This window comes from Streptomyces sp. NPDC107546, from assembly GCF_055639175.1.
Map to the genome: position 1 here is coordinate 1 of NZ_JBVKBA010000024.1, position 26,998 is coordinate 26,998.

The window sequence follows — 26,998 nt, forward strand, 5'->3', positions numbered from 1 at the left end:
ACTTGTACGCACGGATCATCCGGCCCACCCCCTTTTGCGGTCAGCCTCGGCGATCATACTGCGCTTGGTGTATGTCACCACGCTGGATCCCAAACCCCCATATACGCATGGGACGGCACGTCGCGGCGAGGCGTCTTCGATGACGCCACGCTGAAGCGGTGCGAAGAGATCATGCGGGAGGTGTGCGGCAAGTTCGAGGCGGAGCTACGGGAGTTCAACGGCGAAGCCGATCACCTACACCTGCTCGTGCACTACCCGCCGAAAGTCGCCCTGTCGAAGCCGATCAACAGCCTCAAGGGCGTCAGCTCCCGGTCCCTCCGGGCCGAGTACACCGGCCGGATCAACCGCATCGGGATGGGGCCGGTGTTCTGGTCCCGCTCCTACTTCGCGGGTTCCTGCGGTGGTGCACCGCTGACCGTCATCCGGCAGTACATCGAGAGCCAGAAGCGGCCCGTCTGACCCTCACCACCAAGGCGGAGCGCACTCCGGCGCTGCGCGCCTCCGGGCCGAGGATGCGTTTCCCTCCCCGGCTGAAGCCGAGGATACCCACGCAAGATCAACGGATGGGAAGACAGGGAACACCGGGCGCGTCATGGCCACCGGCGGGGGACGGCGGACCGCCGCACCGAGCCCGCCGCGGAGCCCGGACCGGACCCGGAGGTGGAGCGCAGGGCCCCGGACGCGCCGACCGAGTTGCCCCGGCGCTCGTGGTGGGCGGTGTTCAGGGGGACTCTGCGCGAGTTCGGGAACGACGAACTGACCGACCGGGCCGCGGCCCTGACCTACTACGGGGTGCTGTCCCTCTTCCCGGCCCTGCTGGTGCTGGTGTCCCTGCTGGACATCGCCGGGCGGTCGGCGACCGACAAGGTGCTGGCCAATCTCAAACAGTTCGCCCCGGGCGCGGCCCGGGACATCGTCACCCGGGCCGTGGCGCAGTTGCAGGGGCACAGCGGCGCAGGGTCCGTGATGGCGTTCGTGGGCCTGGCAGTGGCGCTGTGGTCGGCGTCGGGTTACATCGGCGCGTTCATCCGCACCGCGAACGCCGTCTACGACATCCCCGAGGGCCGGCCCCTGTGGAAGGTCCTGCCCCCGCGGCTGGCGATCACCGTCCTGCTCATGGTGCTGGCCCTGGCGAGCGCGCTGATCGTGGTCTTCACCGGTGGGCTGGCGCACCAGGTGGGCATGGCACTGGGGATCGGGCACACGGCGCTGATGGTGTGGTCGATCGCCAAGTGGCCCGTGCTCGTCGCCCTGGTGACGATCATGCTGGCGATCCTGTACTGGGCCACGCCGAACGCCAAGGTCCACGGCTTCAGGTGGATCACACCGGGCAGCGTGCTGGCGCTGGTGCTCTGGATGGGCGCGTCCGGTGGGTTCGCGGTCTACGTCGCCGCTTTCTCCTCGTACAACAAGACCTACGGCACCATGGCGGGCGTCATCGTCTTCCTGGTGTGGCTGTGGATCGGCAATCTGGCGATCCTGCTGGGCATGGAGTTCGACGCGGAGACCGCGCGGCAGCGGGCGATCGCCGGCGGTCTTCCCCCCGACCAGGAGCCGTACACAGAGCCACGTGACACCCGCGCGTGGGACGACGAGGACCGGCGCCGCGTGGACTGACGGACGGCTCGGCCCGCCGGGAAAGACCGGTCGCCCGACCGCCGTTTCGTATGTCCGCGAACGGATCTCGGAAGGGAGCGAACCCCCGGACCGGTTCGATCATCTTCCTTGGGGGACCATGGCGTTCCCGGTCGGTCGCAGGAGACAGGAGCCGAAAGGAAGGCCCGTGCCGGTCATCAGTCAGCGGGTGCACCTGGTGCTGCTCGCCGCCTGGACAATCGTCTGGTTCGCCGTGGTGGAGCGGCACGGCGGGTTCTCCTGGCACTATCTGCAGCAGGGCGGGAAACTGCTGTATCAGGGCGCCGGCCACGACGGCGGTCTCAACCTGTACGCGCACCACCCCGAACTCCAGATGGGCCCGCTCAGCTTCCTGGTGGCGGGTCTGTTCAACCCCTTCCCCGAGGACGTCGGACAGTTCCTGGCCGCGGCCCTGATGTCCTTGCTCGGCCTGGTGATCCTGGTACTCGCCGGACGCAGCGCCGCCTCGTACTTCCTGGGCACCGGGACCAACCACCAGCGGCTGCGGCAGCGCGTGCTGATCGCGGGCCTGGCCTTCATCCCCATGTGGATCGAGGTGTCGGTCCGCTTCGGGCACCTCGACGACGTCCTGGCGCTGTTCTTCACCGCCCTGGCCGTACGCTCGGTCACCCTCGGCAACGCGGCCGGGACCGGCGTCTTCATGGCTCTGGCGATGGACTCCAAACCGACGGCGCTGGCCTTCCTGCCGCTGCTGCTCGCGCTGCCGAGACACCAGTGGCTGCGGGCCGGTCTGTGGTGCGTGGGCCTGGTCGCGGTCGTCTGGCTGCCGTTCTTCATCGGCTCCCCGCACACAATGGCGGCGGCGCACTTCACCATCCCGAACCAGCCGGCGTCCGCGCTGCGCTGGCTCGGCGTCGGCGATCCCCAGACCCCACCCTGGGACCGCCCCGCGCAGGCCGTGGTGGGTCTGACGCTCGGCTGTATCGCCGTCTGGCGCGGTCGCTGGGCCGCGGTGGTCCTGCTCGGCGCCAACGCGCGGATCGTGCTGGACCCCAGCGTCTACACGTACTACACCGCGTCCGTCCTGCTGGGCACGCTGCTGTGGGACGTGATCGGCCAGCGGCGCCTCGTGCCCTGGTGGAGCTGGATCGCGCTGCTCACGCTGTACGGCAGTGTGTTCGTCGTGCCCGACGACTCGGCCCGCGGTCTGATCCGTCTGGGCTTCGTGGCCGTCTCCACCGCGTACGTCCTGTTCTGGCCGGTACGCGACCGCGGCGACCGGCGCTCCCGCGGCCGGGGCCGGCCGCGGCGGCCGACCACGCCCCCGGCGCAGCGGAGCCGGGACACGACCCGCGGCGAGCCGGAGGCGACATTCGGCTGACCGGCACGCAAAGCGCCTCGGCCGCCTCCCGGGCGGCCGAGGCGCTTTGGGGTCGGACGGTGTCAGCTGGACGGGCCACCGACGTCACCGGGCTGGATGCGCCCGCGCCAGGCACCGGACTCGCCGCCACGCTGCTCGATGAACTCCTTGAAGCGGCGCATGTCTCCCTTGACGCGCCGGTCGATCACTCCCAGCATGTCCGCGGTCTTCTCCGCGGCTCCGCCGGGTTCGACGTCCATCACGAGCTCCACGCGGGTGTGGGTGTCGTCCAGGCGCTGGAAGCGGACCGAACCCTTTTGCTGGGTGTCGCCGCTGGTGGTACGCCAGGTGATTCGCTCGTCGGGGAGCTGGTCGACGATCTCGGTGTCGAACTCCCGCCGCACTCCGCCGATCTTGGTGGTCCAGTGGTTGTGGCGTTCGTCGAGCTGCGTGACCTCCTCGACGCCTTCCATGAAGTTCGGGAACTCCTCGAACTGCGTCCACTGGTTGTAGGCCGTGCGAACCGGAACTTCGACTTCCACCGTTTCCTTGACCTTGCTCATCTGCGCCTCCTTCTCACTGATCGACCGCAGCGGGGTGTCGGCCCGCCGCATGGATCTCGGCACATTGCGGCGGGTACCCAGGGTCCGTCCGTTTACAGCTGCGGGATGACATCGGTGCGCGGGGCGAGGTGAGCGGCACGCGGTGGCCGCCCCACCGGCGGCGAGGCAGGGTGGAAGGCATGGGTCCCCGCCTGGGCCTCGCCCGCCTGCGGCAGCAGTGGCACTCGAGTCATGCGCTGCTGTTGCTCCCGATCGCGCTCATCGTGGTGATCACGGTGGCGGACATCCACTCCCCCACAGACATCCACCTGGGACCGGCACTGGTGATCGCCCCGGCGCTCACCCTGTCGTTCGCCGGCCCCCGGCTGACCGGCCTCGTCGGGGCGCTGGCGGTGGCGGCACAGTTCCTCATCGCCGTTCTGCACGGCGGGCTGACCACCACCAACCACATCGTGCAGCTGGTCACCCTGGCGGTGCTGTCCACGCTGACCGTGATGTACGGCGCGATCCGCGAGCGGCGACACGCGCAACTGGCCCAGGTCAGATCCGTGGCCGAGGCGGCACAGCACGTCCTGCTGTGGCCGCTGCCGGAGCAGATCGGCCCCCTGAGGGTCGCCTGCCTGTACCTGGCCGCCGAGGACGAGGCACAGATCGGCGGCGACCTGTACGCGGCGACCCGCACCGACGCCGCGGTGCGCGTCCTGATCGGCGATGTGCGCGGCAAGGGCCTGTCCGCGATCGGCGAGGCCGCCCTGTTGCTCGGCGCGTTCCGGGAGGCCGCCCACCGGCAGGCCTCCCTGCTGGAGCTGGCCGCCTCCCTGGAACAGAGCGTGACCCGGTACCTCGCCGACTTCGAACCCCCCGAGGAGGTCGGGGAACGGTTCGCCACCGCCCTACTGATGGAGATCTCCGACACGGACCCGATGACGCGGATGACCAGCTGCGGGCACCCACCGCCGCTGCTGCTCAGTGCCGGGCACGTCGTCACCGTGCCGAGCGTGCACCCCGCTCCCCCGATGGGCATCGGCGGGCGGCCGACGGACTACACGCTGGACGTGTTCTCCTTCGAACCCGGTGACACCCTCCTGCTGTACACCGACGGCGTGATCGAGGCGCGGGACGCCCACAACCGCTTCTATCCGCTGGCGGAACGCGTCGCCCAGTGGACGCAGACCGGCCCCGAGACCCTGCTGCACCACGTCCGGCGCGACCTCCTCGCCCATGCCGGCGGACGCCTCGACGACGACGCCGCTCTCATCGCCCTGCAGCGCGCCCCGGTCGCCCACCGGGGCAGCCGGCAGGGGCGGATCGTCCATGCCGACGGCTTCCGTCACCGCCCGGGACCGCGGACGGAGGGGTGAAGGGGCCGCGCGTGGGCAGGGCCCGCCCGGCAGTCGCCCTTCGCCACTTTGCGCGCACCGTTGCGTTTCTTGGGCTGGGCACGGTGCGGAAGTCCCCTTCTGTACACGTTCTCCCCCTCCGATATCGGTGCACGGTCCGCGGACTTCCCGTGCTCCGAACAGCTCGAGGAGAACCCTTGTTCAGACGTCCTGCCCGTCCCGTCACGGCGGTCGCCGCCGCACTCGCCGCCGTCGGCGCGCTCACCGCCGCGGCCACCGCATCCGCCTCGGCTCACGCCCCCGTCGCCCGCGCGGGCGCCGCGGCCCGGCATGTCCTGCTGCTGTCGGTCGACGGCCTGCACCAGTCCGACCTGGCTTGGTACGTCGCCCATCACCCCGACTCGCCCCTCGCACGGCTCACCACGGGCGGCGTGGAGTACACCCACGCGAGGACCACCGTCCCCTCCGACTCGTTCCCCGGCATGATCGGCCAGTTCACGGGCGGGAATCCGGGCACCACGGGCGTCTACTACGACGACACCTACAGCAACGCCCTCCTTCCGGCCGGGACCACCGGCTGCACGGGTGCCAAGCCCGGCGCCGAGGTGGACCTCACCGAGGACCTCGACCGGAACAAGGACTCCCTGGACGCCGGACAGGGGCTCGCGGGACTGCCCGGCGGCATCCTGAACATGACCGGTGACGCCCGCTCGCTGATCGACCCCTCGAAGCTGCCGGTCGACCCGAAGACGTGCAAGCCCCTCTACCCGCACAGCTACCTGAAGGTGAACACGGTCTTCGACGTGGCCCGCAGGGCGGGGCTGCGCACCGCCTGGTCCGACAAGCACGTGGCGTACGAGATTCTGGACGGGCCCGCCGGCACCGGTGTCCAGGACCTGTTCGCTCCCGAGATCAACAGCGCGGCGACCGGCTATCCGGCGGGCGACGACTGGACGAAGGACAACGCGGCGACCGAGCAGTACGACGACTACAAGGTGCGGGCCGTCCTCAACGAGATCGACGGCTACGACCACAGCCGCACGCACAAGGTGGGCACCCCGGCGGTCTTCGGCATGAACTTCCAGTCCGTGTCGACCGCCCAGAAGCTGCCCGGCTCCGACGGCCTGACGGGTGGTTACCTGGCGAAGGGGGTGCCCGGCCCGCTCCTGGTGAAGAACCTCGCGTTCGTCGACAACGAGGTCGGGGCGTTCCTCGCGGAACTGCACAAGCGGCACCTGGACGGCAGTACGGCGGTCATCCTGTCGGCCAAGCACGGGCAGTCGCCGACCGACCCGAAGGCGCTGACCCGGATCGACGACGGCCCGCTCCTCGACGGCCTGAACACCGCATGGAAGGCCGCGCATCCGGGCGCCGGCGACCTGGTCGCGCACGCCGTGGACGACGATGCGATGCTCCTGTGGCTCACCGACCGGTCCACGGCCGCGACCGACTTCGCCAAGGCGTACCTGCTCGCCCGGTCCGGCACCGGCAACGGGATCGACGGCACGGCCAAGCCCTTCACCGCGAGCGGGCTGAAGACGCTGTACGCCGGCAGGGCGGCCGCCCGCTACTTCCACGTCCGGCCGGGCGACGCGCGTGTGCCGGACCTGTTCGGCATCACGCAGTACGGCGTCGTGTACACCGGCGGCAAGGGCAAGATCGCCGAGCACGGGGGCGCCCACGCCGACGACCTGGACGTCCCGCTCGTCGTCTCAGGCGCCGGCGCCCCACGGGGTCTGCGGGTCGGCGGCTCGGTGGAGACCACGCAGATCGCGCCGACGATCCTGCGGCTGCTCGGGCTGGACCCCGAGGCCCTGGACGCGGTGCGGGTCGAACACACCCGCGTGCTGCCGACGCGCTGACCGGGACCGGGCGGGGTCGCGGTGCCCGCGGCCCCACCCGGGGGCGTTTTCCGTTTGTTCACCCAAGCGACACCAGAAGTGCGCCTCTATGGCACCCGTTGCCACGGAAAGGCCTGCATTGTCGGATATCGGACACCCGCATTCGAGCACAGAAAGTCGACCGACATGGGCCAGATTCTTGTAGCCGTGGCGACGAAGATCGGCGCCGCGCTGGCCGAGGCGCTCATCCTGCGCCTCGCATGGCAGCTGTGGGCCGCGTACACACGGCACCAGCACGCGGCCACCGCGCCGGCCGCCGCCTGACACACAACGACCGCCACGGCCCGCCGCCGACCCACGCCGGCGCCCGGCAGCGGTGTCGCCGCCGGGCGCCGTGGGCCGGGCCGTCTCAGACCGTCCTCCTCACCGAGGCACGACTCCCGCCGTTGTGCCCGGCCGCCGTCTCGGCGCCCCGTTCGCGCGCCCTGCCGCCGCCGCGCAGCAGCCAGGTGGCTCCGCCGACGGCCAGCGCCACCGGCCATTCCAGAGCCCCCGCGACCGCCATCGCGGTCAGCCCCCCGTAGAACACGAGGTCCTTGCCGGACGCTGCGCCGGGCATCCGCGACGTCGCCTCCCTGGCGGTGCTGGTCAGGTCGTCCCTCGTGATGTACGGAATCCTCAGCGAGGGGTGCACCGTACGTGTGTGCAGGTGCAGGCCACCACCCTCGTGCGTATGGGTTTCCGCCGGCTGCTTCCGGGTCTCTTCATGCGGTGTCGTCGCCGCTGTTCTGGCCATCCCCCTGCCCTCCTCTCACGGAGTCGGTGTGGTGTGCCACTTCAATTCTCGCGCGCTCCGCCCGGCGTGCGCTCTGCGATCCGGTGGAAATAGGAGGTTTGTCAGTAATCCGGTTGAAGTTGGCGGTTTGCGGCTACTCGCGTATTCGGAGCGGGTGTCGGGCCGCAGGGAGCGGGTGATGCGCTGTGCCACTGCCGGGACGGCGACTGCTGCGGTCCGTCGCGTCCTCCGCCACCGCCTCGCTGTGGGACGGCACACGCAAACGGGTGCGCCGCTTCGAGGGGCGTCTTCACATCGCCGTACGCGGCCTGAGCCACGGTGAGCTGCCCCACGCCTCGGCGGCGAAACTGGCCGAGGAGGTGGAGCGGCGGCTCACCGGGCTGCCGGGTGTGACGTGGGCCGTGGCGAACACCGTGCTGGGGCATTGCGTGGTCGGCACGGACGACTCCTTCGACCCCGAGGAGCTGGTGCCGGCCCTGATCGACGCGGTCGAGGAGGTGGAGGAGGCCCACGGACTCGAGCACCCGCTGCCCGACCATCCGGCCTCCGGCCGCACGACCCGGCGAGCGGCCCTGGCCGTGGCGGCGCAGCTGGCGGCCGCCCCCGTGGCCGCCGCGACAGGCCTGGCCCGCCGGGCGCCGCTCCCGTCGTCGGTCACGGCTCTCATCCCGCTCGTCGACGTCCACCCGAGGCTTCGGAGGGTGGTGGACCGGGCGATCGGCACCGACAACGCCAATCTGCTGCTGCCCCTGCTCGCGGCGGTGGGTCATGCGGGCTCCGGAGGTGTGGTCGGGGTCGTCGTGGACACCGTCCGGCACACCCTGCGGGTACTGGAGGCGAACGCGGAAGCCGCGTCCTGGGCCGCGGCCGAGCCGCGCCTGGTCGGCACCCCCGCGACCGGGTCCCATGGCCCCATGCCCGACCCACCGCCCCGCGAGACGCCGCTGCGGCCGGGGCCGGTCGAGCGCTACGCCGACCAGGCCGCCCTGGTGGCGGCGGCGTCGTTCGCCGGATCGCTGCTGGTCACCCGGCACCCGGCCAGGGCCGCCGGCGGTGCGCTCGCGGCGATCCCCAAGGCACCGCTGCTGGCCCGCGAAGGCTTCGCCTGTGCCCTCGGCCGGGGCCTGGCCCGCAAGGGCGTTCTCGTGGCGGACTCCGGCGCGCTGCGCCGACTGGACCGTATCGACACCGTGCTCCTCGACACCGGCGTTCTGGCCACCGGGTCCCATGTGCTGGCCGATCTGGTGCCCCTCGACGACGACGCGCCCGTGGGCGACCTCGCCGCGCGGGCCCACCGTCTCTTCGACGGCTCCGCGCCCGAGAAGCCGGCCCGTGACGGCGAATGGGCCCTGGGCCCGGTCGAGCAGCTGTCCCTGCAGGGGCGCACCGGAGCGCGCGAGCGGGAGCGGATGCACCGCGACGGGGCACGGCTCGTGCTGGGGCTGGCACACGGGCGGCGGCTGCTCGCCGTGATCAGTGCGGTGCCGCAGATGCACGACGTCGCCGGCGCCTTCGTCCCCGCGGCGCATGCCGCCAGGCTGCGGGTCGTGGTCGCCGGGGCGCACACCGCCGACCCGGCCGCACGCGAGGCCGACGCGGCGCGCGCGGCGGACGAACGACTGGTGGACTGCGTACGGGACCTCCAGCGTGACGGAGACGGGGTGCTGCTGATCTCCCGGGACCGGGTGGCCCTGAGCGCGGCCGATGTCGGGGTCGGTGTCGCCGGCCCGGAGGGGTCGCCGCCCTGGGGCGCGCATCTGTACGTGGAAGCCGATCCGGCAGCGGCCGTCGTCATCGTGCGGGCCTGCCGCGGTGCCCGCGACAGTGCGCGGCGCGGCGTCCGGATCGCCGAGGCGGCCGCCGCCGTCGGCGCGACCGCGGCGCTGGCCGGGCGGTCGGGGCGGCCCGCGGCGCGCGGCGTGACGGCGTTCAACGTGGGGGGCGCCCTCGCCACCTGCACCGGAGTCTGGTCGGCCGTACGACTGCTGCGGCGTCCTTTCCCGGTGACCGCCGCCTCCCGTGGCCCCTGGCACGCGATGGACCCGGGGACCGTGCTCGAGCGGACCAGGAGCGCCGAGGCCGGGCTGACGGACGAGGAGGCGCAGGCGCGGGGCACCGCACCCGGCGAGCGGGCCCCCACGTCGTCGCCCGTGCGGGCGTACCTCACCGAGATGGCCAACCCGCTCACACCCGTCCTCGGGGCCGGGGCGGCCATGTCGGCGTCGGTGGGCGCCGTCCTCGACGCCGTCGTCATCGTGGCGGTCACCGCCGTGTCCGGCCTCGTCGGCGGGTTCCAGCGCTACCGGACCGACCGGGCGGTGGCCCGGCTGCGCCGCGAGTCGGGCGTGATGGCCCGGGTACTGCGGGACGAGCGGGAGACCACCGTGCCCGCCCAGCAGCTTGTCGTGGGCGATGTCGTCGTGCTGAGCGCCGGCGAGGTCGTACCCGCGGACGCGCGCCTGTTGGAGGCGCACCACCTGGAGACCGACGAGTCGGCGCTCACCGGCGAGTCGTTGCCGGTGGCCAAGGCCGTCGCGCCCGTGCTGGCCTCGGACGTGGCGGAGCGCACGTCCATGGTGTACGAGGGCACCACCGTCGCGGCCGGCCGCTGCCGCGCGGTCGTCGTCGCGACCGGTACGGCGACGGAGGCGAGCCGGGCCGCGGTGATGGGCCGGGGTGCGGCCACGCCCGCCGTCGGGGTGGAGCGCAGGCTGGCACGGATCACCCGCAGCACACTGCCCGTGGCCCTCGGCTCGGCCGCCGCGGTGATGGTGGCCGGAACGCTGCGCGGGCGCTCGACGCGGGAGACGGTGGGCGCGGGTGTGGGGCTGGCCGTGGCCAGTGTCCCGGAGGGACTGCCGTTCCTGGTGTCGGCGGCCCAACTCGCCTCCGCCCGCAGGCTTTCCGCACGGGGCGCCCTGGTCAGGGATCCGCGTACGATCGAGGCGGCCGGCCGTACCGACGTCCTGTGCTTCGACAAGACCGGAACCCTCACTCACGGGCGGATCTCCCTCGTCGCCGTCTCGGCCGACGGCGAGAGCCGGCCCCTGGAATCGCTCGGCGACGAGCAACGCGCCGTCCTCGCCGCCGCGTTGCGGGCCACCCCTCACCCGCACGGCGGCGCCGGGTTCGAGCACGCCACCGACGGGGCCGTCACCGCCGGCGCGGACGAGGCGCGCGTGCGACGGACGACGGACGTGCCCGGCTGGCGGCGTGTCTCCGGCCTGCCGTTCGAGCCGAGCCGCGGCTTCCACGCCACGATGGGCCGGTTCGGGGAACGCCGCATCCTGTCGGTGAAGGGCGCGCCCGAGGAGGTCGTCGAGCGCTGCGCCACCCGTGGCGGCCGTCCGCTGGACCAGCGGGAGCGCGCGGACGTGCTCGCCGCCGGCGAGAAGCTGGCGGCCGAGGGCCATCGCATCCTCGCGGTCGCGGAGCTGCGGGACGCGGCCGGCGAGGAGCTCACGGACGAGACGGTGCGGGGGCTGGACTTCGTCGGGTTCCTCGCCTTCGCCGACCGCGTGCGCGGCACCGCCGCCGAGGCGGTGCGTCACCTGGCGGACGCCGGGGTGCACATCGTGATGATCACCGGCGACCACCCGGGCACGGCCGGCGCCATGGCCGCCGAACTGGGCGTCCTGGACGGCAGGCGGGTGGTGACCGGCACCGAACTCGACGACCTGGACGACCGGGCGCTCGACGCCCTGCTGCCCGATGTCGGGGTCGTCGCGCGCGGTACCCCCGTGCACAAGGTGCGTGTGGTGCAGGCGTTCCAGCGACTGGGACGCACCGTCGCGATGACCGGGGACGGCGCCAACGACGCGCCCGCGATCCGGCTCGCGGACGTCGGCATCGCGTTCGGGACGCGCGCCACGCCCGCGGCGCGCGCGGCGGCCGACCTCGTGGTCACGGACGACCGGCTGGAGACGGTGCTCGCCGCGCTGGTGGAGGGCCGCGCCATGTGGGCGTCCGTGCGGCAGGCGCTGGCGATCCTGGTCGGCGGCAACCTGGGCGAGATCGCCTTCACCCTCCTCGGCGCGGCCGCCACCGGGACGTCACCTTTGACAGCCCGTCAACTCCTGCTGGTGAACCTGTTCACGGACCTGGCTCCGGCCATGGCGGTCGCCCTGCGCCCGCCGCGCCCCGAGGCCGCCGAGCGGATGCTGCACGAGGGACCGGAGGTCTCCCTGGGCACGGCCCTGACCGAGGAGACCGTGTGCCGGGCCGTCGCCACCGCCCTCGGCGCCACCGCCGCCTGGCTCGTCGCCCGGTTCACCGGCCGTGCCGCGCGCGCCCGTACGGTCGCCCTCGTCGCGCTGGTGGGCACACAGCTCGGGCAGACGCTGCTGGCCGGCGGCCGGAGCGGGGCGATCGTCGGTTCCTCCCTCGGCTCGCTGGCGGCGCTGGCGGCCGTGGTGCAGACACCGGGGCTCAGCCAGTTCTTCGGCTGCACTCCGCTCGGCCCGCTCGCCTGGGGCATCGCGCTGTCCACCGCGGCGGCGGCGACGGTGAGTTCGCTGTTCCTGCCGCCGCTGATCGGCCGGATCCGGACCGCGCTCCCGCTGCCGCTGCCGGCCGTCGCCAGGGCGTAGACGGTAGCCGACAGGACACCTTCCGGTACGTCAAAGCACTTTCCTGAACGACAAGATGAAAATCACACCGACGTCTCGGACATTTCGCGGCCCAATCTTCACGCGAGGCACACAAGTTGGCTAGGTTGTCCGGCAGGCCGCACGACTCCCTCCGGCGAACGTCGCCGGGTCGCACGGCCTCCGCCGAGGGCACGGGCCACAGAGCACGCCTTCCGGAGCCTCCAGCCCGAACCCTCCCCCAGCGCCCCGAACGGCCTGGGGGCGCTGCACGGCCGACCCGGCAGGCGGAGCACGGAAGGAGTACGTCCCCATGGCGCAGCGCGACTCCGAGGGGCCGAGCCGCGAGGAGGTCCAGCGGCGGATCCAGAGCCTCTACGACCGGGCCGAGACCGCCACCGGGAACTTCAACGCGACCCGGGCGATGTCGACGGGGACCCGCAGGCGCACCGACCCCGTCCGCGGCAGGCAGCGCAGGCGCAGCGATCCGGCGCTCGACGACGTCGCCCGGGAGTGGTTCGACGCGGCGCGCGCGAAGCTGGGTCCGACCGTTCCGGCGGTGCTGCCGACGGACAGGATGCCGGACGGGGCGGCCGGGGACCGGCCCGTGATCCCGGCGAGGCGGCCGGGGAACGAACTGCCCGCCCTCGAGCGGGCGAACGCGGACCGGCCGGTCCGGGAACTGACCGCCGGACCGGCGTCCGGGTCGGACCGGACGGTCCGGGAGTTGACCGCCGGGCCGGTTGCGGAGCTGACGGCCGGTCCCAGCGCCATGGTGCCTGCCGCGCCGGCGTCGCGGCAGGAGACGCCGCGGCCCCTGCCGGGGGCTCCCGGCGAACCGGGACGGTCCACGCCGACCACCGCGAAGGAGCGGAGCCGGCGCAAGCTCGCCGCGGCCCGGGAGATGCTGGAACGGCATGCGGCGCAGCAGGGCCCGGCGGGCGGCACCTGGGGCACGCCGGAAGCGCTCGGTGCCAGCGGGCAGGCGTGGCAGCCGGGGCAGACGGCCGGTGCCGCCGCGGTCCTGCCGGACATGTCCCCGGCGGCGGACCTTGCCCTCACCGCCGCTCCTTCCGCCATGGGCCCCTCGCCCATCGCGCCGTCCCTTGACACGTCGACCGCGCTCGCCGTGCCGGCGCCGCCGGCCACCGCGCCCGGCCCGACCGCCCCGACCGCCTTCGCCATGTCAGCACCGCCGGCCACCGCGCCCCTCCCGGCCGCCTCGGTGCCGCTCACCGGTCCGGCCGCCCTCGCCGCCACGGCCTCTCTCACCGCCACGGCCCCCGCCGCAGTCCCGGCGCCCGTCGCCCCCGCGCTGGACTCCTCGACCGCCTTCGCCACGTCAGCGCTCCCCGTCACCGCGCCCGTCGCCCCCGCGCTTCCGGTCGCCGACGCCTTCGTCGGCGTGCCCGACACGGGGTACGGCACCAAGGCCGCGAAGGCGCTCGCCTTCGCCCGGGCGCAGATCGGCAAACCGTGTGTGTGGGGCGCCACCGGGCCCGACTCCTACGACGCCTCGGGCCTGACCCAGGCCGCCTGGAAGGCCGCCGGGGTGGTGCTCCCCCGCTCCGCACCCGATCAGGCGGCCATGGGCACGCCCGTCTCCCTCGCCGCGCTCCAGCCGGGGGACCTGGTCTTCTTCCATGACGGCGCCGGCCATGTCGGCATCTGCACCGGCAACGGCATGATGATCCACGCACCGGGCCCGGGAGCCTACATCCGCGAGGAGTCCCTCCACCACGCCGGACAGTCGGCGATCCACGGGGCGGTGCGGCCCGCCTGAGGTCGGGGCGTACTGACCCAGCGTGCCCGGAGTTGCCGTCGCCAGGTCTCGTAGTGGTCCAGCAGCGTCTCCTCGATCGGGCGGTGGGTGAGGCCCGGTTCGCGCACGCTCCTGCTGTTGTCCACGTGGACGCGGATGCCGAGGTGCCGACGTGCGGCGGGCCGCTCGGCGTAGGAGCGTTAAGGGTGTGCGAAGCGTGCGTGCCGTGCCGGGACGCCGGGAGGCGGACGGCCGGAGCTGGCTGCGTGGGGCGCCGCCCCCGCGGTGGGTGCGGGTGCTGCCGCCGGTGCTGTTGGTCTTCGTGTGTGTCGCCACGCTCGTCGCCCCCGTGCCCCTGGACATCGGCTTCATGCTGGGCGCCATTCCGCCGCTCGCCGTGCTGTCCTACGGGCCGTTGACGACCGCCGTGCTCGGCGTGCTGGTCATCGCCCTGCAGCACGTCCGGGTCTTCCATCTGGACCACCCCGGCAACACCGACCTGCTCACCATCAGCTTCGTGGCGCTGCTGAGCGTGTTCGTGTCGTTCGTGCGCAGCCGCCGTGACGCCCAACTCGACCTCGAACGCACCGTCGCGGAGGCCGCCCAACGCGCCGTCGCGCCCCCACTGCCGCCGCGGGTCGGACCGGTGCGGTGCACCGGGCTGTACCGGGCCGCGCAGCGCGGGACGCTCGTCGGCGGCGACTTCTACGACGTGCGCGCGGGGCGCGCCGGGACACGGGCGGTGATGGGCGATGTGCAGGGCCACGGACTGTCGGCCGTGGCGACGGTCGCGTCACTGCTCGGCGCGTTCCGGGAGGCCGTCCTCGACCAGCCCGACCTGCCGTCGGTCGCTGCGCGCCTCGACCGCAGGCTGCTGGTGGACTCGGGGGACGCCCGGCTCGGGGAGTTGTTCGCGACCGTGGTGCTGCTCGAGTTCGCCCCCGACGCCCGTACGGTACGGATCATCGTCTGCGGCAGCCCGGCGCCGGTTCTGCTCCAGGACGGCAAGGCCACGGAGGTGCAGGTCACACCGGGAACACCGCTCGGGCTCGGCCTGCCCCAGGGGGGCGGGTACGACGAGATCACCTGTTCGCTCCAGCGGGGGGACCGGCTGTTCCTGGCCTCGGACGGTATCTGGGAGGCCAGGGATTCCACCGGCGCGTTCTATCCGCTGATCGACCGGCTTCCCCGCCTCGTCGACGACGACCCCGTGGTCACGACCGAGCGCGTGTGGACCGATCTCGTGGAACACTGCGGCAGCGTCCGTGACGATGTGACGATGCTCCTGCTGACCCCGGAGCCGAGGACATAAGCCCGCCTTATGAGGTCATAGAGCAGACCCGCGTACCAAGTTAGGATTGCCTTAGTTTAGGGTTCCCGACGAGCCGTCCATCCCCGCTCGAAGGGAACCTGATCATGCCCCGCCCCCTGCGGGTAGCCATCGTCGGAGCCGGTCCCGCCGGCATCTACGCCGCCGACGCCCTGCTGAAGTCCGAGGTGGCCGCCGAACCCGGTGTGTCCATCGACCTCTTCGAGCGGATGCCCGCCCCGTTCGGCCTCATCCGGTACGGCGTCGCCCCCGACCACCCGCGCATCAAGGGCATCGTCACGGCCCTGCACCAGGTGCTCGACAAGCCGCAGATCCGACTGTTCGGCAACGTCGCGTACCCGTCCGACATCAGCCTGGACGACTTGCGCGCCTTCTACGACGCCGTGATCTTCTCCACCGGCGCGATGGCCGACCGGCCCCTCGACATACCCGGCATCGACCTTGACGGCTCCTACGGAGCGGCGGACTTCGTCTCCTGGTACGACGGGCACCCGGACGTGCCACGGACCTGGCCGCTGACGGCGCAGAAGGTCGCCGTGCTCGGCGTCGGCAACGTCGCACTGGACGTGGCCCGCGTCCTGGCCAAGACGGCGGACGAGCTGCTGCCCACGGAGATCCCACCGAACGTCTACGACGGGCTGAAGGCCAACCCGGCCCGGGAGATCCACGTCTTCGGCCGCCGCGGCCCGGCCCAGGCCAAGTTCAGCCCGATGGAGCTGCGGGAGCTGGACCACTCCCCCTCCATCGAGGTCGTCGTCGACCCCGAGGACATCGACTACGACGAGGGCTCGATCGCGACCCGGCGCGGCAACAAGCAGGCCGACATGGTCGCCAAGACGCTGGAGAACTGGGCCATCCGCGACGTCGGCGACCGGCCGCACAAGCTGTTCCTGCACTTCTTCGAGTCTCCGGCCGAGATCCTCGGCGAGGACGGCCGGGTGGTCGGCCTGCGCACCGAGCGCACCGCACTGGACGGCACGGGGAACGTCAAGGGCACGGGCACGTTCCGGGACTGGGACGTCACCGCCGTCTACCGCGCCGTGGGGTACCTGTCCGAGCCCCTGCCCAAGCTGCCGTGGGACGTCGAGTCGGGCACGGTGCCGGACGAGGGCGGGCGGGTCGTAGAGGACAGCGGGGCACACCTGCAGTCGACGTACGTGACCGGCTGGATCCGCCGCGGTCCCGTGGGCCTCATCGGCCACACCAAGGGCGACGCGAACGAGACGGTGGCGAATCTGCTGGACGACCACGCGAACGGGCGTCTCCACACACCGGCTTCGCCCGCCCCCGAGGCCGTGGACGCGTTCCTCGCCGAGCGGAACGTCCGTTTCACCACCTGGGAGGGCTGGCACCGCCTGGACTCCGCGGAGAAGGCGCTCGGTGAACCCCAGGGCCGGGAACGCGTGAAGATCGTCGAGCGGGAGGACATGCTCCGCGAGAGCGGCGCGTAGACGCACCGGCGGTGGAAGCGGCCCGGCATCCGGCCGGAGCAGCCCCGCGCGACAGCCGGGCGCGCTCGTACGAGGGTGGAGGGCATGATCGAAGCCCATTCCCTCACCAAGCGCTTCGGCGAGCGCACCGCCGTCGACGACCTGAGCTTCACCGTGCGGCCCGGCATCGTGACCGGGTTCCTCGGGCCGAACGGCGCCGGCAAGTCCACGACCATGCGGATGCTGCTGGGGCTGGACGCGCCCACCTCCGGCCGGGCCGTGGTCAACGGCAGGAACTACGCCGAGCACCGGGCACCCCTGCACGAGGTGGGGGCCATGCTGGAGGCGCGCTCGGTGCACACCGGGCGCAGCGCCTACCACCACTTGCTGGCGCTCGCCGCGACCCACGGGATCGCCCGGCGCCGGGTCGAGGAAGTCATCGACCTGGTCGGGCTGCGCGCGGTGGCACGGAAAAGGGTCGGCAGCTTCTCCCTGGGCATGGGGCAGCGGCTGGGCATCGCAGGGGCGCTGCTCGGCGACCCGGCGACGGTGCTCCTCGACGAGCCGGTCAACGGCCTCGATCCGGAGGGAATCCGGTGGATCCGCGATCTGCTCAAGCGGCTGGCCGCCGAGGGGCGTACGGTCCTCGTCTCCTCGCATCTGATGTCGGAGATGGCGCTCACGGCCGAGCATCTGATCGTGATCGGGCGGGGACGGCTGATCGCGGACACGTCGGCCACGGAGTTCGTCGCGCGGGCCGCCGGCGAGGTGGTGCGGGTCCGCACCGAGGAGGCGGAGCGGCTGCACGGCCTGCTGGCCGGCCCGGACGTCTCCGTCACGGCCGGGGAACCGGGCGTGCTGACGGTGACCGGGCTCGGCAGTGAGCGGATCGGGCGGATCGCGGCCGAGCACGCTATCGCGCTGTCCGAACTCACGCCGCAGCAGGCCTCGTTGGAGGAGGCGTTCATGCAACTGACCCGGGACGCCGCGGAGTACCGGACACCGGCGGCGCACCTGGTGGGCGCGGAAGGACGTGCGGCATGACGACGGCATCGGTGATTCCCGCGGCGGAGCGGGGGAAGGTCACCCAGCTGCGGGTGATCCGCTCGGAGTGGATCAAGTTGCGGTCGCTGCGCTCCACCCTGTTCACGCTCCTCGCGGCGGTCGTCGCGATGGTCGGACTCGGCTGTGTGTTCAGCTACTTCGCCGCTCACCGCTGGGACGAGCTGCCGCCGCAGGAGCGGCTCGCCTTCGATCCGACGCTGGTCAGTCTGCGCGGCTTCTTCCTGGCCCAGCTGGCTGTCGGCGTGCTGGGGGTCGTGGTGATGAGCGGGGAGTACGCGACGGGCATGATCCGCGCCTCGCTGGCCGCGGTGCCGCGCCGCCTTCCGGTGCTGTGGGCGAAGGCCCTGGTGTACGCGGTGGTGGCGTGGGTGCTGATGACGGGCGCCGCGCTGGCCGCGTTCCTGCTGGGTCAGGCCGCGCTCTCCGGACGTCACCTGGGAATCTCGCTGAGCGCCCCGGGAGTGCTGCGCGCGGTCCTCGGCACCGGGCTGTATCTGACGGTCGTGGGTCTGATCGGGGTGGCGCTCGGCGCGCTGATCCGCAACACGGCGGGCGGGATCGCCACCCTCTTCGCCGTCCTGCTGGTGCTTCCCGTGCTCGCCCAGGCGCTGCCGTCGTCCTGGCTCGAGGCGATCGACCCGTATCTGCCGAGCACGGCGGGCCAGGGCCTCCTCCACGTCCAGCAGCAGCCGCACACCCTGGCGCCGTGGGCCGGGTTCGCGGTGTTCTGCCTGTACGCGCTGGCGACGCTGGCCGGGGCGGCGGTCACGCTCCGGCGCCGCGACGCCTGATGCACCCGGGCGCCCCCACCGGCTCGTTCACGTGCGCGCAACGATCACCTGCGAGAATCGGACACAGCACCGGCGTACGGCAGACATGCCACGGACCCTGGAGGAAGCTCTGTGCCGCCGACCTCGCAACCGCTGCGGAAGCTGGGCTTCCTGACCATCGGCCTGTTCGACGAGGCGGATCCGGGCCGCGGTCACGAGTCGACGCTGGAGATCATCGAGCTGGGTGAGCGGCTGGGGTTCGACAGCGCGTGGGTGCGGCACCGGCATCTGCAGTACGGCATATCCTCGCCCGTCGCCGTGCTGGCGGCGGCCTCCCAGCGCACGAGCCGGATCGAGCTGGGCACCGCGGTCATCCCGCTCGGCTGGGAGAACCCGCTGCGCCTCGCCGAGGACCTGGCGACCGTCGACATCCTCTCCGGGGGCCGACTGAACCCCGGTGTGAGCGTCGGCCCGCCGATGCACTACGAGCAGGTGAAGCAGGCGCTCTACCCGGACACCGCCGACGGCGAGGACTTCAGCTACGAACGGGTGCAGCGGCTGCTGGACTTCGTGCGCGGCAAGCCCGCCAGCGACTTCAGCGGCGTCACGGGCTTCGAGGTGTTCTCCGACCGCGTGCAGCCCCACTCCCCCGGCCTGGGCAGGCGCCTGTGGTACGGCGGCGGGAGCCTGCGCTCGGCCCGGTGGGCGGGCGAGCACGGGATGAACCTGCTCACCTCCAGCGTCGTCAAGGCGGAGGAGTCCGAGGACTTCGCCGAGGTCCAGCTCTCCCACATCCACACCTTCCGCGCCCACCACCCGGACGGTGAGCGTGCCCGGGTCTCACAGGGGCTGGTGGTCATCCCCACCGACAGCGCCACGGCTGAGCAGCGCGCCAAGTACGAGGCGTACGCGGCGAAGCGGCTGCCGCGTACGGCGACGCCGCAGGGTCCGGCGCGGATGATGTTCGCGCCGGACCTCGTGGGACCGTCCGAGCAGATAGCGGAGCACTTGTACGCTCACGCCGCGTTCCGTGAGGTGGACGAAGTGGCGTTCGCGCTGCCGTTCACCTTCGAGCACGATGACTACGTGCAGATCCTCACCGACATCGCCACGCGCCTGGGGCCCGCGCTGGGCTGGCGGCCGGCCGGCTGACCACCCGGTGGCGACGGGGGCCGTCAGGCGGACATGAGTCCCCGGCCGAGCCAGTCCGAGGAGTCCTGCACACCGGGCAGAGCGAAGAAGTAGCCGCCCCCGGTCGGGGAGATGTAGTCCACGAGGGGCTCGTCGATCAGCCGGGTCTGGGTGGCCTCGAACTGGCGCTGGACGTCCTGCTGGTAGCAGCAGAACACGAGTCCCATGTCGAGGTTGCCGACGCTGTCGACGCCCCGGTCGTAGTTGTAACCGCGGCGAAGGATGCGGGAGTTGTCGGTTTTCCCGGTGCGGGGGTTGGCGAGCCGTATGTGGGCGTCGAGCGGGATCGCCGTGCCCTGCGGGTCCTTGGCGTAGTTGGGGACGTCGGTCTCCTGGGCGCCGTCCAGCGGGGCGCCGGTGTCCTTGCGGCGGCCGAACATCTTCTCCTGCTCGGTCAGCGAGACCCGGTCCCAGAACTCCACGAGCATCCGGATGATCCGGATGACCTGGTAGCTGCCGCCGGTCGCCCAGGCGGGCTCGCCCTGTCCCTCGTCGACCCAGACCAGACGGCTCATCTCCCGGGAGGAGGTGACGTCGGGGTTGGCTATGCCGTCCTTGAAGCCGAGCAGGTTGCGCTGGGCGCCGCTCGGGCGGGGGGTGTTCTGGAAGCCGTCGACGCGCCACTTGATCTGCATGGCGCCGCGGGTGTGCCGGGCGATGTCGCGCAGCGCGTGCAGCACGGTGTCCTGCCGGTTGGCGCAGATCTGCAGCGACAGGTCGCCGTGGCACTCGGCCGGCTGCAGGTTGTCGTTGGGGAACGTGCGCATGGGGGTGAGGCGGCGCGGTGTGGCCTTGACGAGGCCGTAGCGGTCGTCGAACAGGGAGGCGCCGACGCCTACGGTGACGGTGAGCGCGTCGGCGGGGACCTCGGGGCCGAGGATGCCGTTGTCGGAGGGCGGTGCGCCGACGCCGAGATCCTCCGGGGCGCCGCCGGAGGTGAGGAAGCGGGCCCGCTCGGTGATCGTCCGCAGCAGGTCGGTGAGGCCCTTGCGGTCCTCGGCTATGACGTTGAAGGAGACGAAGGTGGCGGCGGCCGGGGCGGGGGTGATGACGCCCGCCTGGTGGGCGCCGTGGAAGGGGACCTTCGTGGCGTTCGCGTCGTCCGCCGCGTGCGCCTCGCCGGTGCCGGCCTGGCTGAGGGCGAGGCCCCCGCCGGCCAGGACCGCGCCCGCGGCCCCTGCGCCCAGGGCCGTCTTCACGAAGGAGCGGCGACCGTGACCGGCGGGGCAGCCGCCCTGGGGGGCGGGCGTTTCGGCGGACGGCATGGAGCGGTTCCCTTCGACGTGTGCGTTCTCGGCTTCGGTACGGGCGTTCGCGGCGCGCTTTCGCCCCATCAGGCGGACTTCCGGATCTCGAGCAGGTCCGGAACGGGGGCGAGGTCCTCGAGGAGTTGTCCGGTGGCCCCGTTCAGCCGGTCACGGGCGGTCTCGTCGAGCCGGTCGACAGGGGTCCAGGAGTCGCCGTGGCGGACGGCGTCCAGCAGCTTCTGCACCCGGGCGATGTCCGCGTCCACGGTGGGCAGGAGGTGCGGGGCGCGGCTGGTCAGCAGCGGCCGCAGCACGGTGAGGAGTTCGCGGGTGCCGGCCAGGTCGGCGTCCGCGGTGGCCAGTTCGGTGCCGCTGCCCTGGTCGGCGTGGCCGGTGAGCTCGAACTGGAGCGTGTTCTCGAGGATCTCGTGGGCGCGCAGGGGCAGGTCGCCCGGGTCGAAGGTCTGGGTGGGGAACGCCTTCCGCAGTCCCGCGGCGTCGTCGGCGAGCTGCTGGGCGGGGGTCTTGAGCTGGTCCGGGGACCGGCCGTGCCACAGCCCGTACTCCAGGCGGTGGAAGCCGGTGAAGTCCTTGTCGTTCACCCCGCCGGACCGGCCGTCGGGGCGGCCGTTGATCTTCTGGTCGAAGTCCTCGAAGGTGCCGTAGGCGGCGCCGAGCGAGGAGTAGGTGCGGTGGGCGGTCAGCCAGTCGACGCGGGCCGCGTCGAGGTGGCCCGCGGCGATGTCGTCGCTGAGCTTGCGGGTCTGGGTGACCAGGGTGGCCAGGCCCTGTTCGACGTACGTCCGGTACGCGGCCAGGGGCGCGGCGAGGTCCTTCTCGGAGACGGGGGCGACGGCCTTGGCGCCGGCGCCGCCGCTCACGCGAACCGCCTTGGAGGTGACGGCCTTGCCGCCGGTGGGCACACAGCGCCAGGCGTAGCTGCCGCCCGCGACGGTGGCGACGAGGTCGCGCGTGGTGCCGGGGGCGAGTCCTTCGATCTCGCCGTAGACCGCGTTGGTGGCCGGGTCGACCAGGTACACCTCGGAGGTCTTGTCGCCGGTGTTGTGCATCTGGAAGGTCTGCCGGCCGGGCTCGGGCGCGGTGAAGCCCTTGCCGCACTCGGTCTCGGAGACGGCGACGGTCTGGGTGCCGGCGGGCTTGGAGCCGCTGACGGCGACGACCAGCGCGGCCACGACGGAGGGGACGGCGACGACGGCGACGGGGACGGCCCAGACGGGGCGGCGGCGGACCGGGGCGGCGCCCGCGGTCCGCGGTGCCTTCGCGGCAGGCCTCGGCTGGTCCTCCTGCGCCTTCACGTCCTCCTTCGTCTTCTGTTCGCCTGCGGGCTTCGCCCGCTCGGCCGCCGCGGGCTTCGCCCAGGTGGCCGGGGCCCCGGCCCCGCTAACGCCGCGTACGAACAGCGTCATCACCACGGCGAGGTATCCGGCGTAGGCGACGGCCTGCAGCCACGTCATCGTCGGCGTCAGGTTGAACACGCCCTGGATCAGGGTGCTGTACCAGGAGCCCGCGTCAACGCTGCCGCCGAGGTCGACGGCATAGGCGGTGCCGCCGGGCAGGACCCCGCCCTCCTGCAGATCGCGCAGGCCGTAGCCGAGCACCCCGGCGGCTATCACGATGAGGACGGCGCCGGTCGCGGTGAAGAACCTGGTCAGGTTGATCTTCAGGACGCGGCGGTACAGACCCCAGCACAGGCCGGCCGCGAGGACGAGGCCGATGCCGGCGCCCGCCATCGGACCCGCGGACTCCCCGGCCGCGCGCCCCGTGGTCCACAGGAACAGGGCCGTCTCCAGGCCCTCGCGCCCCACCGCGAGGAACGAGGTGAGGATCAGCATGCCCGCGCCCATCGCGAGCGCGCCGGTCACCTTCTCCTTGATCTCGCCGGAGAGACTGCGGGCCGAGCGGCGCATCCAGAAGACCATCGCGGTGACGAACGCGACGGCGATCACGCTGAGGGTGCCGCCGAACGCCTCCTGGGCGGTCGCGGACAGCGACGCGGCGGTGAACGTCAGCACCGCGCCGAAGCTCATTGCGAGCGCGATCGCGGCGAGGACGCCGGTCCACACCTGGGGCAGCCGGGACTTGGCACCCGCTCTTACGAGGGTCGCGACGAGGATGGAGACGATGAGTCCGCCTTCGAGCCCTTCCCTCAGTCCGATGAGAAAGCTCGGAAACGCGTCATCCCACATGCGGCCCTCCCCGGCATACCCCCCGCCGTCGGTCGTGCAGGTTAGCGAAGGCATGCCTTACCAGTGCCGAACCATCATGACGACCGCTGTGTCGCCAATTGCCCATGGAATGGCAATGGGACGGCAAAAGGACCGACGTGGCGAGGGCTGATGAGTCACTCGTGCGCAGCCCGTGTGATCTTTCGCACGAGACGGGGGCGGGGGATGCTTGCCCCGTGAGGTCCTGACCCACCACGGACGGAGCCCGTATGACGACGGACAGTGGTACCGAGGTCGAGGTGAGGCCCGTCGCCGGCCACATCGGCGCCGAGATCACCGGGGTCGACCTGGCCGGCGACCTGCCGGACGCAGCGGTCTCCGCGATCAGGTCGGCGGTACTGCGCTGGAAGGTGGTGTTCTTCCGGGACCAGAAACTGGACCACACGGCGCACGTCGCGCTCGCCCGGCGGTTCGGCGAGCCCGTCGTCCTGGGCAGGCGCGGCAGCGCCTCACCGCAGGACTTCCCGGAGGTGGAGACCACGGCCGACCGGCTGGAGCTGGGCGGGCGCTACGGCATGGACCACGACGAATGGCTGCGGCGCAGGCGCCACTCGCTGTTGCGGGGCTGGCACTGCGACCACGGCGCCCGCGTCGATCCGCCCGCCGCGACCATCCTGCGCGCCGAGAGCGTGCCCCCGTACGGCGGGGACACCCAGTGGTCCAATCTCGCCGCCGCCTACGCGGGTCTCTCGGAGCCCGTCCGGCGTTTCGTCGACGGCCTGCGCGCCGAGCACCGGCTCGGCGTCGGATACCAGCCGCGGCCCGGCGACGACGCCTACGTGCGTCATCTGCTGGACCACCAGGTGGCCACGGAGCATCCGCTCGTGCGGGTGCACCCGGAGACGGGCGAACGGGTGCTGTTCGTCAACGGCTACTACGTGGAGCAGGTCCTCGGCCTGTCACGGGCGGAGAGCGCGCACATCCTGCAGATGCTCCTGGAGCAGGCCACGCGCCCGGAGTACACCGTCCGTTTCCGCTGGGAGCCCGGCAGCGTGGCCTTCTGGGACAACCGGGCCACCGTCCATCTGGCCCCGAGCGATCTCGTCACCCCCGGGCATCCGCGGATCATGCACCGGGTGATGCTCGCCGGGGACGTCCCGGTCGGCCCGGACGGCCGCCCCTCGGCCCCGATCACCGGCACGGAACACGGCCGCTGGTGACGGACGGCACCCGGCGGGTGGCCGCCCGCGGACAGGGCGCGGCGGCCACTTGACGAGTCGCGCACACAGCGCTACGGCCCCCGGCGAGGGCCGCCCCGGATACGGCGCCACTCCACCCGGCGAGGGCCGCCCCGGATACGGCGCCACTCCACCCGACGGGGACCCACCCCGCGTACGGCGCGGCGGGTCCCCGTGCACCTTCGCTGTCCGCCGCTATGCGCGGTCCGCCCTCGCGTAGTCCTGTGCCATGGGACCCGCGAAGTCCAGGACCACGACGGGCTCATCGCCCTCGACCCACGCGTCGTGCCCGGCCGAGCACACGAAGACGTCGCCGGGCCCGAGCTCCTCCTCCGCCCCGTCGTCCATGCGGATGTGCATCCGTCCCCGGACGACATAGCCGTTGTGGCGGAACCGGCAGCTCTGCGTGCCGGCGATCGGGGCGACGGACTCCGACCAGCGCCAGCCGGGCTCGAAGGTCCCGACCGCGAAGTCGAGTCCGGTCAGATGGACGGCCTCCAGGTGGCCCCGGGGGAAATCACGCCGCTCGTCAGGCTTGTCGGCTGCCTTCACCTCGAGCATGACCGCTCCCTCCGCAGTGAACGGCTCCCACGACTTCATCGTCCACCCGTCCACCCGGCACCGCCAGAGCGAGGCCGGCGGGTTCGTCGCCGTTTCCGGCACGTCCGGCGGAAACCTGGGCTACATTCGAGCACCGCCGACGCCGCATCCGTCGGCGATCAAGCAGGAAGGCCTCGGGGGGCGGCGCATGCGCGACTTTGGGAACGCCCGTCCGGCCGCCCCGGACCCGGTGTCAGGGTCCGTGATGACGGGCGGACTCGCCGACAGCGTCTTCGACAGGGCGAGCCGGAACCCGGGACTTGCCCTGGTGGCACGCCGCAGCGACGAAGGATCCTGGATCCCCATGTCGGCGGCCGGGCTACGGGACGAAGTGGTCGATCTGGCGAGGGGACTCGTCGCCTCCGGCATCCGCCCCGGCAACCGCGTGGCCATCATGGCGCGCACCCGTTACGAGTGGACTCTGCTCAGCTGCGCGCTGTGGGCGATCGGCGCGGAGGTGGTGCCGATCTATCCGACGTCCTCGCACGAGCAGGTCGAGTGGATCCTGAGGGACGCCGGCTGCGTCGCCGTGGTCGTCGAGGACGAGCACGGCGTGATGACCGTGGGGTCGGTGTGCGGCTCACTGCCCCGGCTGCGCCACGTCTGGCAACTGGACGTGGGCGCGCTGGACGACCTCGTGGCGCGTGGCCGCCCGGTCCCGGCCACGACGGTCGACTCACTGCGCCGGATCGTGCTGCCGGACTCGACCGCGATCGTCGCCTACACCTCCGGCACCAGCGGACACCCCCGCGGTTGCGCGCTCAGCCACCGCAACCTGGCGAGCCCCTGCGACACGCTGCTGGCCGGCTGGGGGCACACCGCGGCACCGCCCGGTGAGCAGCCCTCCATCCTCGTCTTCCTGCCCTTCTCGCATGTGTACGGGCTGATGCTCCAGGAGCTGTGTCTGCGCGGTGGCATCCTCATGGGCCATGAACCCGAGCTGGCCGCGGAGGCCCTGGCCTCGTCGTTGCTGACGTTCCGGCCCACGTACCTGTACGCGGTGCCGTTCGTCTTCGAGAAGCTGTACAAGAAGTTCCTCCAGACCGCCCAGCAGGCGGGCCGGGGCGCCCTGTTCTCGCGGGCCGTTCGCACCGCGCAGGACTACGCGCGCGCGGCCGAGCGACAGCGGCTGGGTACCGGGCCCGGCCCCGGCTTCGACCTGAGGCTGCAGCACGCCCTCTACGACAAGGTCGTGTACCGCAAGCTGCGCGCCGCGCTGGGCGGGCGGGTGTGCGGGGCGGTGTCCGGCGGATCGCCGCTGAACCGCGAACTCGCCCTCTTCTTCGCGGGCATCGGCATCCTCGTCCACGACGGCTACGGGCTCACCGAGACGAGCGGAGGCATCACCGCGCAGCCGATCGGACGGGAGAAGTCCGGCACGGTGGGGCGTCCGCTTCCGGGTGTCGACGTACGGGTGGCCGAGGACGGGGAGATCCTGGTGCGCGGCCCGTCGGTGTTCCAGGGATATGTGGGCGACGACCACGGCACCCGCACGGCGCTGCGCGACGGCTGGCTGGCCACGGGCGACATCGGGCGGCTGGACTCCGAGGGCTATCTGTCCATCACGGGCCGCAAGAAGGAGATCATCGTCACGAGCGGCGGCAAGAGCGTGGCCCCGGCGGCGCTGGAGGAGCGGCTGCGGGTGCATCCGCTCATTCACCAGGCGGTCGTCGTGGGCGACAACCGGCCCTGCGTGGGCGCCCTGATCACCCTGGACCCGGAGTTCGTGGCGCACTGGCGCGGCGCCCTGTTCACGCGCGGGGACACCCCGGGCCGGGACGCCCGGGAGGAGAACGCGCTGCGGCAGGAGATCGCCCGGGCCGTGGCCGCCGCCAACAGCACGGTGTCGCGGTCCGAGTCGATTCGGGTCTTCCGGGTGCTGCCGGAGCCGTTCGACGTCGCGAACGGGCTGCTGACGCCGTCGATGAAGCTGCGCCGGGACGCCATCGCCCGCCGGTACGCGGTCGAGATCGACGCCATGTACCAGTCGGCGTCGCGCGTTCCACGGGAGCGGCGGCCGGAGGAACTGCCCACCTGGGACGACTCGGACGACGTGTTCCGGCGCGTGCGGTGACCGCTTCCCGGCCGCCGGTCCGC

18 protein-coding genes and 1 pseudogene are annotated in these 26,998 nt (G+C 72.5%); 14 read left to right on the plus strand and 5 right to left on the minus strand.

The window, feature by feature from the left end:
- Positions 1–71 precede the first annotated feature (71 nt).
- The 3 genes and pseudogenes from tnpA to ACZ7L1_RS28600 all read left to right on the plus strand — a co-directional run bounded on the left by tnpA (position 72) and on the right by ACZ7L1_RS28600 (position 2,977).
- Positions 72–459: pseudogene (gene tnpA, locus ACZ7L1_RS28590) on the plus strand (IS200/IS605 family transposase).
- Between the two features lie 96 nt (positions 460–555).
- On the plus strand, positions 556–1,617 hold the full coding sequence (locus tag ACZ7L1_RS28595; RefSeq protein ID WP_471441125.1) for a YihY/virulence factor BrkB family protein: 1,062 nt from the start codon (positions 556–558) through the stop codon (positions 1,615–1,617).
- A gap of 166 nt (positions 1,618–1,783) precedes the next feature.
- Positions 1,784–2,977, plus strand: coding sequence for a hypothetical protein (locus ACZ7L1_RS28600; protein ID WP_471440964.1), 1,194 nt, complete (start codon positions 1,784–1,786; stop codon positions 2,975–2,977).
- Positions 2,978–3,039: 62 nt separating this feature from the next.
- Here ACZ7L1_RS28600 and ACZ7L1_RS28605 read toward each other — a convergent pair whose 3' ends face one another.
- Positions 3,040–3,519, minus strand: coding sequence for an SRPBCC family protein (locus tag ACZ7L1_RS28605; protein ID WP_471440966.1), 480 nt, complete (start codon positions 3,517–3,519; stop codon positions 3,040–3,042).
- Between the two features lie 179 nt (positions 3,520–3,698).
- On the opposite strand from ACZ7L1_RS28605, the gene ACZ7L1_RS28610 reads away from it, so the two are divergent.
- Positions 3,699–4,880, plus strand: a complete 1,182-nt coding sequence (locus ACZ7L1_RS28610; protein WP_471440968.1) for a PP2C family protein-serine/threonine phosphatase — start codon at positions 3,699–3,701, stop codon at positions 4,878–4,880.
- A gap of 176 nt (positions 4,881–5,056) precedes the next feature.
- Positions 5,057–6,721 (plus strand): alkaline phosphatase family protein, encoded by a 1,665-nt coding sequence (locus tag ACZ7L1_RS28615; RefSeq protein WP_471440970.1) that lies wholly within the window; start codon positions 5,057–5,059, stop codon positions 6,719–6,721.
- 388 nt (positions 6,722–7,109) lie between these two features.
- Here the strand turns inward: ACZ7L1_RS28615 and ACZ7L1_RS28620 are convergent, their stop codons facing one another.
- Entirely contained in the window at positions 7,110–7,496 is a 387-nt protein-coding gene (locus tag ACZ7L1_RS28620) for a hypothetical protein (protein ID WP_471440972.1), read from the minus strand.
- 185 nt (positions 7,497–7,681) lie between these two features.
- On the opposite strand from ACZ7L1_RS28620, the gene ACZ7L1_RS28625 reads away from it, so the two are divergent.
- The 7 genes from ACZ7L1_RS28625 (at position 7,682) to ACZ7L1_RS28655 (ending at position 19,591) form a co-directional block, all read left to right on the plus strand.
- Positions 7,682–12,085: a cation-translocating P-type ATPase gene (locus ACZ7L1_RS28625; RefSeq protein WP_471440974.1), complete on the plus strand. Its 4,404-nt coding sequence runs from the start codon at positions 7,682–7,684 to the stop codon at positions 12,083–12,085.
- A 310-nt stretch (positions 12,086–12,395) separates the two neighbouring features.
- Positions 12,396–13,865: an NlpC/P60 family protein gene (locus ACZ7L1_RS28630; RefSeq protein ID WP_471440976.1), complete on the plus strand. Its 1,470-nt coding sequence runs from the start codon at positions 12,396–12,398 to the stop codon at positions 13,863–13,865.
- Between the two features lie 187 nt (positions 13,866–14,052).
- Positions 14,053–15,156, plus strand: a complete 1,104-nt coding sequence (locus ACZ7L1_RS28635) for a PP2C family protein-serine/threonine phosphatase (RefSeq protein ID WP_471440978.1) — start codon at positions 14,053–14,055, stop codon at positions 15,154–15,156.
- 104 nt (positions 15,157–15,260) lie between these two features.
- Positions 15,261–16,625 carry an FAD-dependent oxidoreductase gene (locus tag ACZ7L1_RS28640; RefSeq protein WP_471440980.1) on the plus strand — a complete coding sequence of 455 codons (1,365 nt, stop codon included), beginning with the start codon at positions 15,261–15,263 and terminating at the stop codon, positions 16,623–16,625.
- Positions 16,626–16,709: 84 nt separating this feature from the next.
- Complete coding sequence (locus ACZ7L1_RS28645; protein WP_471440982.1) at positions 16,710–17,648, plus strand: ABC transporter ATP-binding protein; 939 nt, start codon at positions 16,710–16,712, stop codon at positions 17,646–17,648.
- Positions 17,645–18,460: an ABC transporter permease gene (locus ACZ7L1_RS28650; RefSeq protein ID WP_471440984.1), complete on the plus strand. Its 816-nt coding sequence runs from the start codon at positions 17,645–17,647 to the stop codon at positions 18,458–18,460. The genes ACZ7L1_RS28645 and ACZ7L1_RS28650 overlap by 4 nt, the downstream gene beginning before the upstream one ends.
- Positions 18,461–18,571: 111 nt before the next feature.
- Complete coding sequence (locus tag ACZ7L1_RS28655) at positions 18,572–19,591, plus strand: LLM class flavin-dependent oxidoreductase (RefSeq protein ID WP_471440986.1); 1,020 nt, start codon at positions 18,572–18,574, stop codon at positions 19,589–19,591.
- Between the two features lie 23 nt (positions 19,592–19,614).
- Here the strand turns inward: ACZ7L1_RS28655 and efeB are convergent, their stop codons facing one another.
- Together efeB and efeU are read right to left on the minus strand one after the other, a co-directional pair.
- On the minus strand, positions 19,615–20,895 hold the full coding sequence (gene efeB / locus ACZ7L1_RS28660; protein WP_471440988.1) for an iron uptake transporter deferrochelatase/peroxidase subunit: 1,281 nt from the start codon (positions 20,893–20,895) through the stop codon (positions 19,615–19,617).
- Positions 20,896–20,963: 68 nt separating this feature from the next.
- Positions 20,964–23,084 carry an iron uptake transporter permease EfeU gene (gene efeU, locus ACZ7L1_RS28665; protein ID WP_471440990.1) on the minus strand — a complete coding sequence of 707 codons (2,121 nt, stop codon included), beginning with the start codon at positions 23,082–23,084 and terminating at the stop codon, positions 20,964–20,966.
- A 248-nt stretch (positions 23,085–23,332) separates the two neighbouring features.
- On the opposite strand from efeU, the gene ACZ7L1_RS28670 reads away from it, so the two are divergent.
- A complete protein-coding gene (locus ACZ7L1_RS28670; RefSeq protein ID WP_471440992.1) occupies positions 23,333–24,283 on the plus strand; it encodes a TauD/TfdA dioxygenase family protein in 951 nt (316 codons plus the stop codon).
- A 213-nt stretch (positions 24,284–24,496) separates the two neighbouring features.
- Here the strand turns inward: ACZ7L1_RS28670 and ACZ7L1_RS28675 are convergent, their stop codons facing one another.
- Positions 24,497–24,862 (minus strand): cupin domain-containing protein, encoded by a 366-nt coding sequence (locus ACZ7L1_RS28675; RefSeq protein ID WP_471440994.1) that lies wholly within the window; start codon positions 24,860–24,862, stop codon positions 24,497–24,499.
- Between the two features lie 187 nt (positions 24,863–25,049).
- Here ACZ7L1_RS28675 and ACZ7L1_RS28680 point away from each other — a divergent pair, with 187 nt between their 5' ends.
- Positions 25,050–26,975, plus strand: a complete 1,926-nt coding sequence (locus tag ACZ7L1_RS28680; protein WP_471441127.1) for an AMP-dependent synthetase/ligase — start codon at positions 25,050–25,052, stop codon at positions 26,973–26,975.
- Positions 26,976–26,998 lie beyond the last annotated feature (23 nt).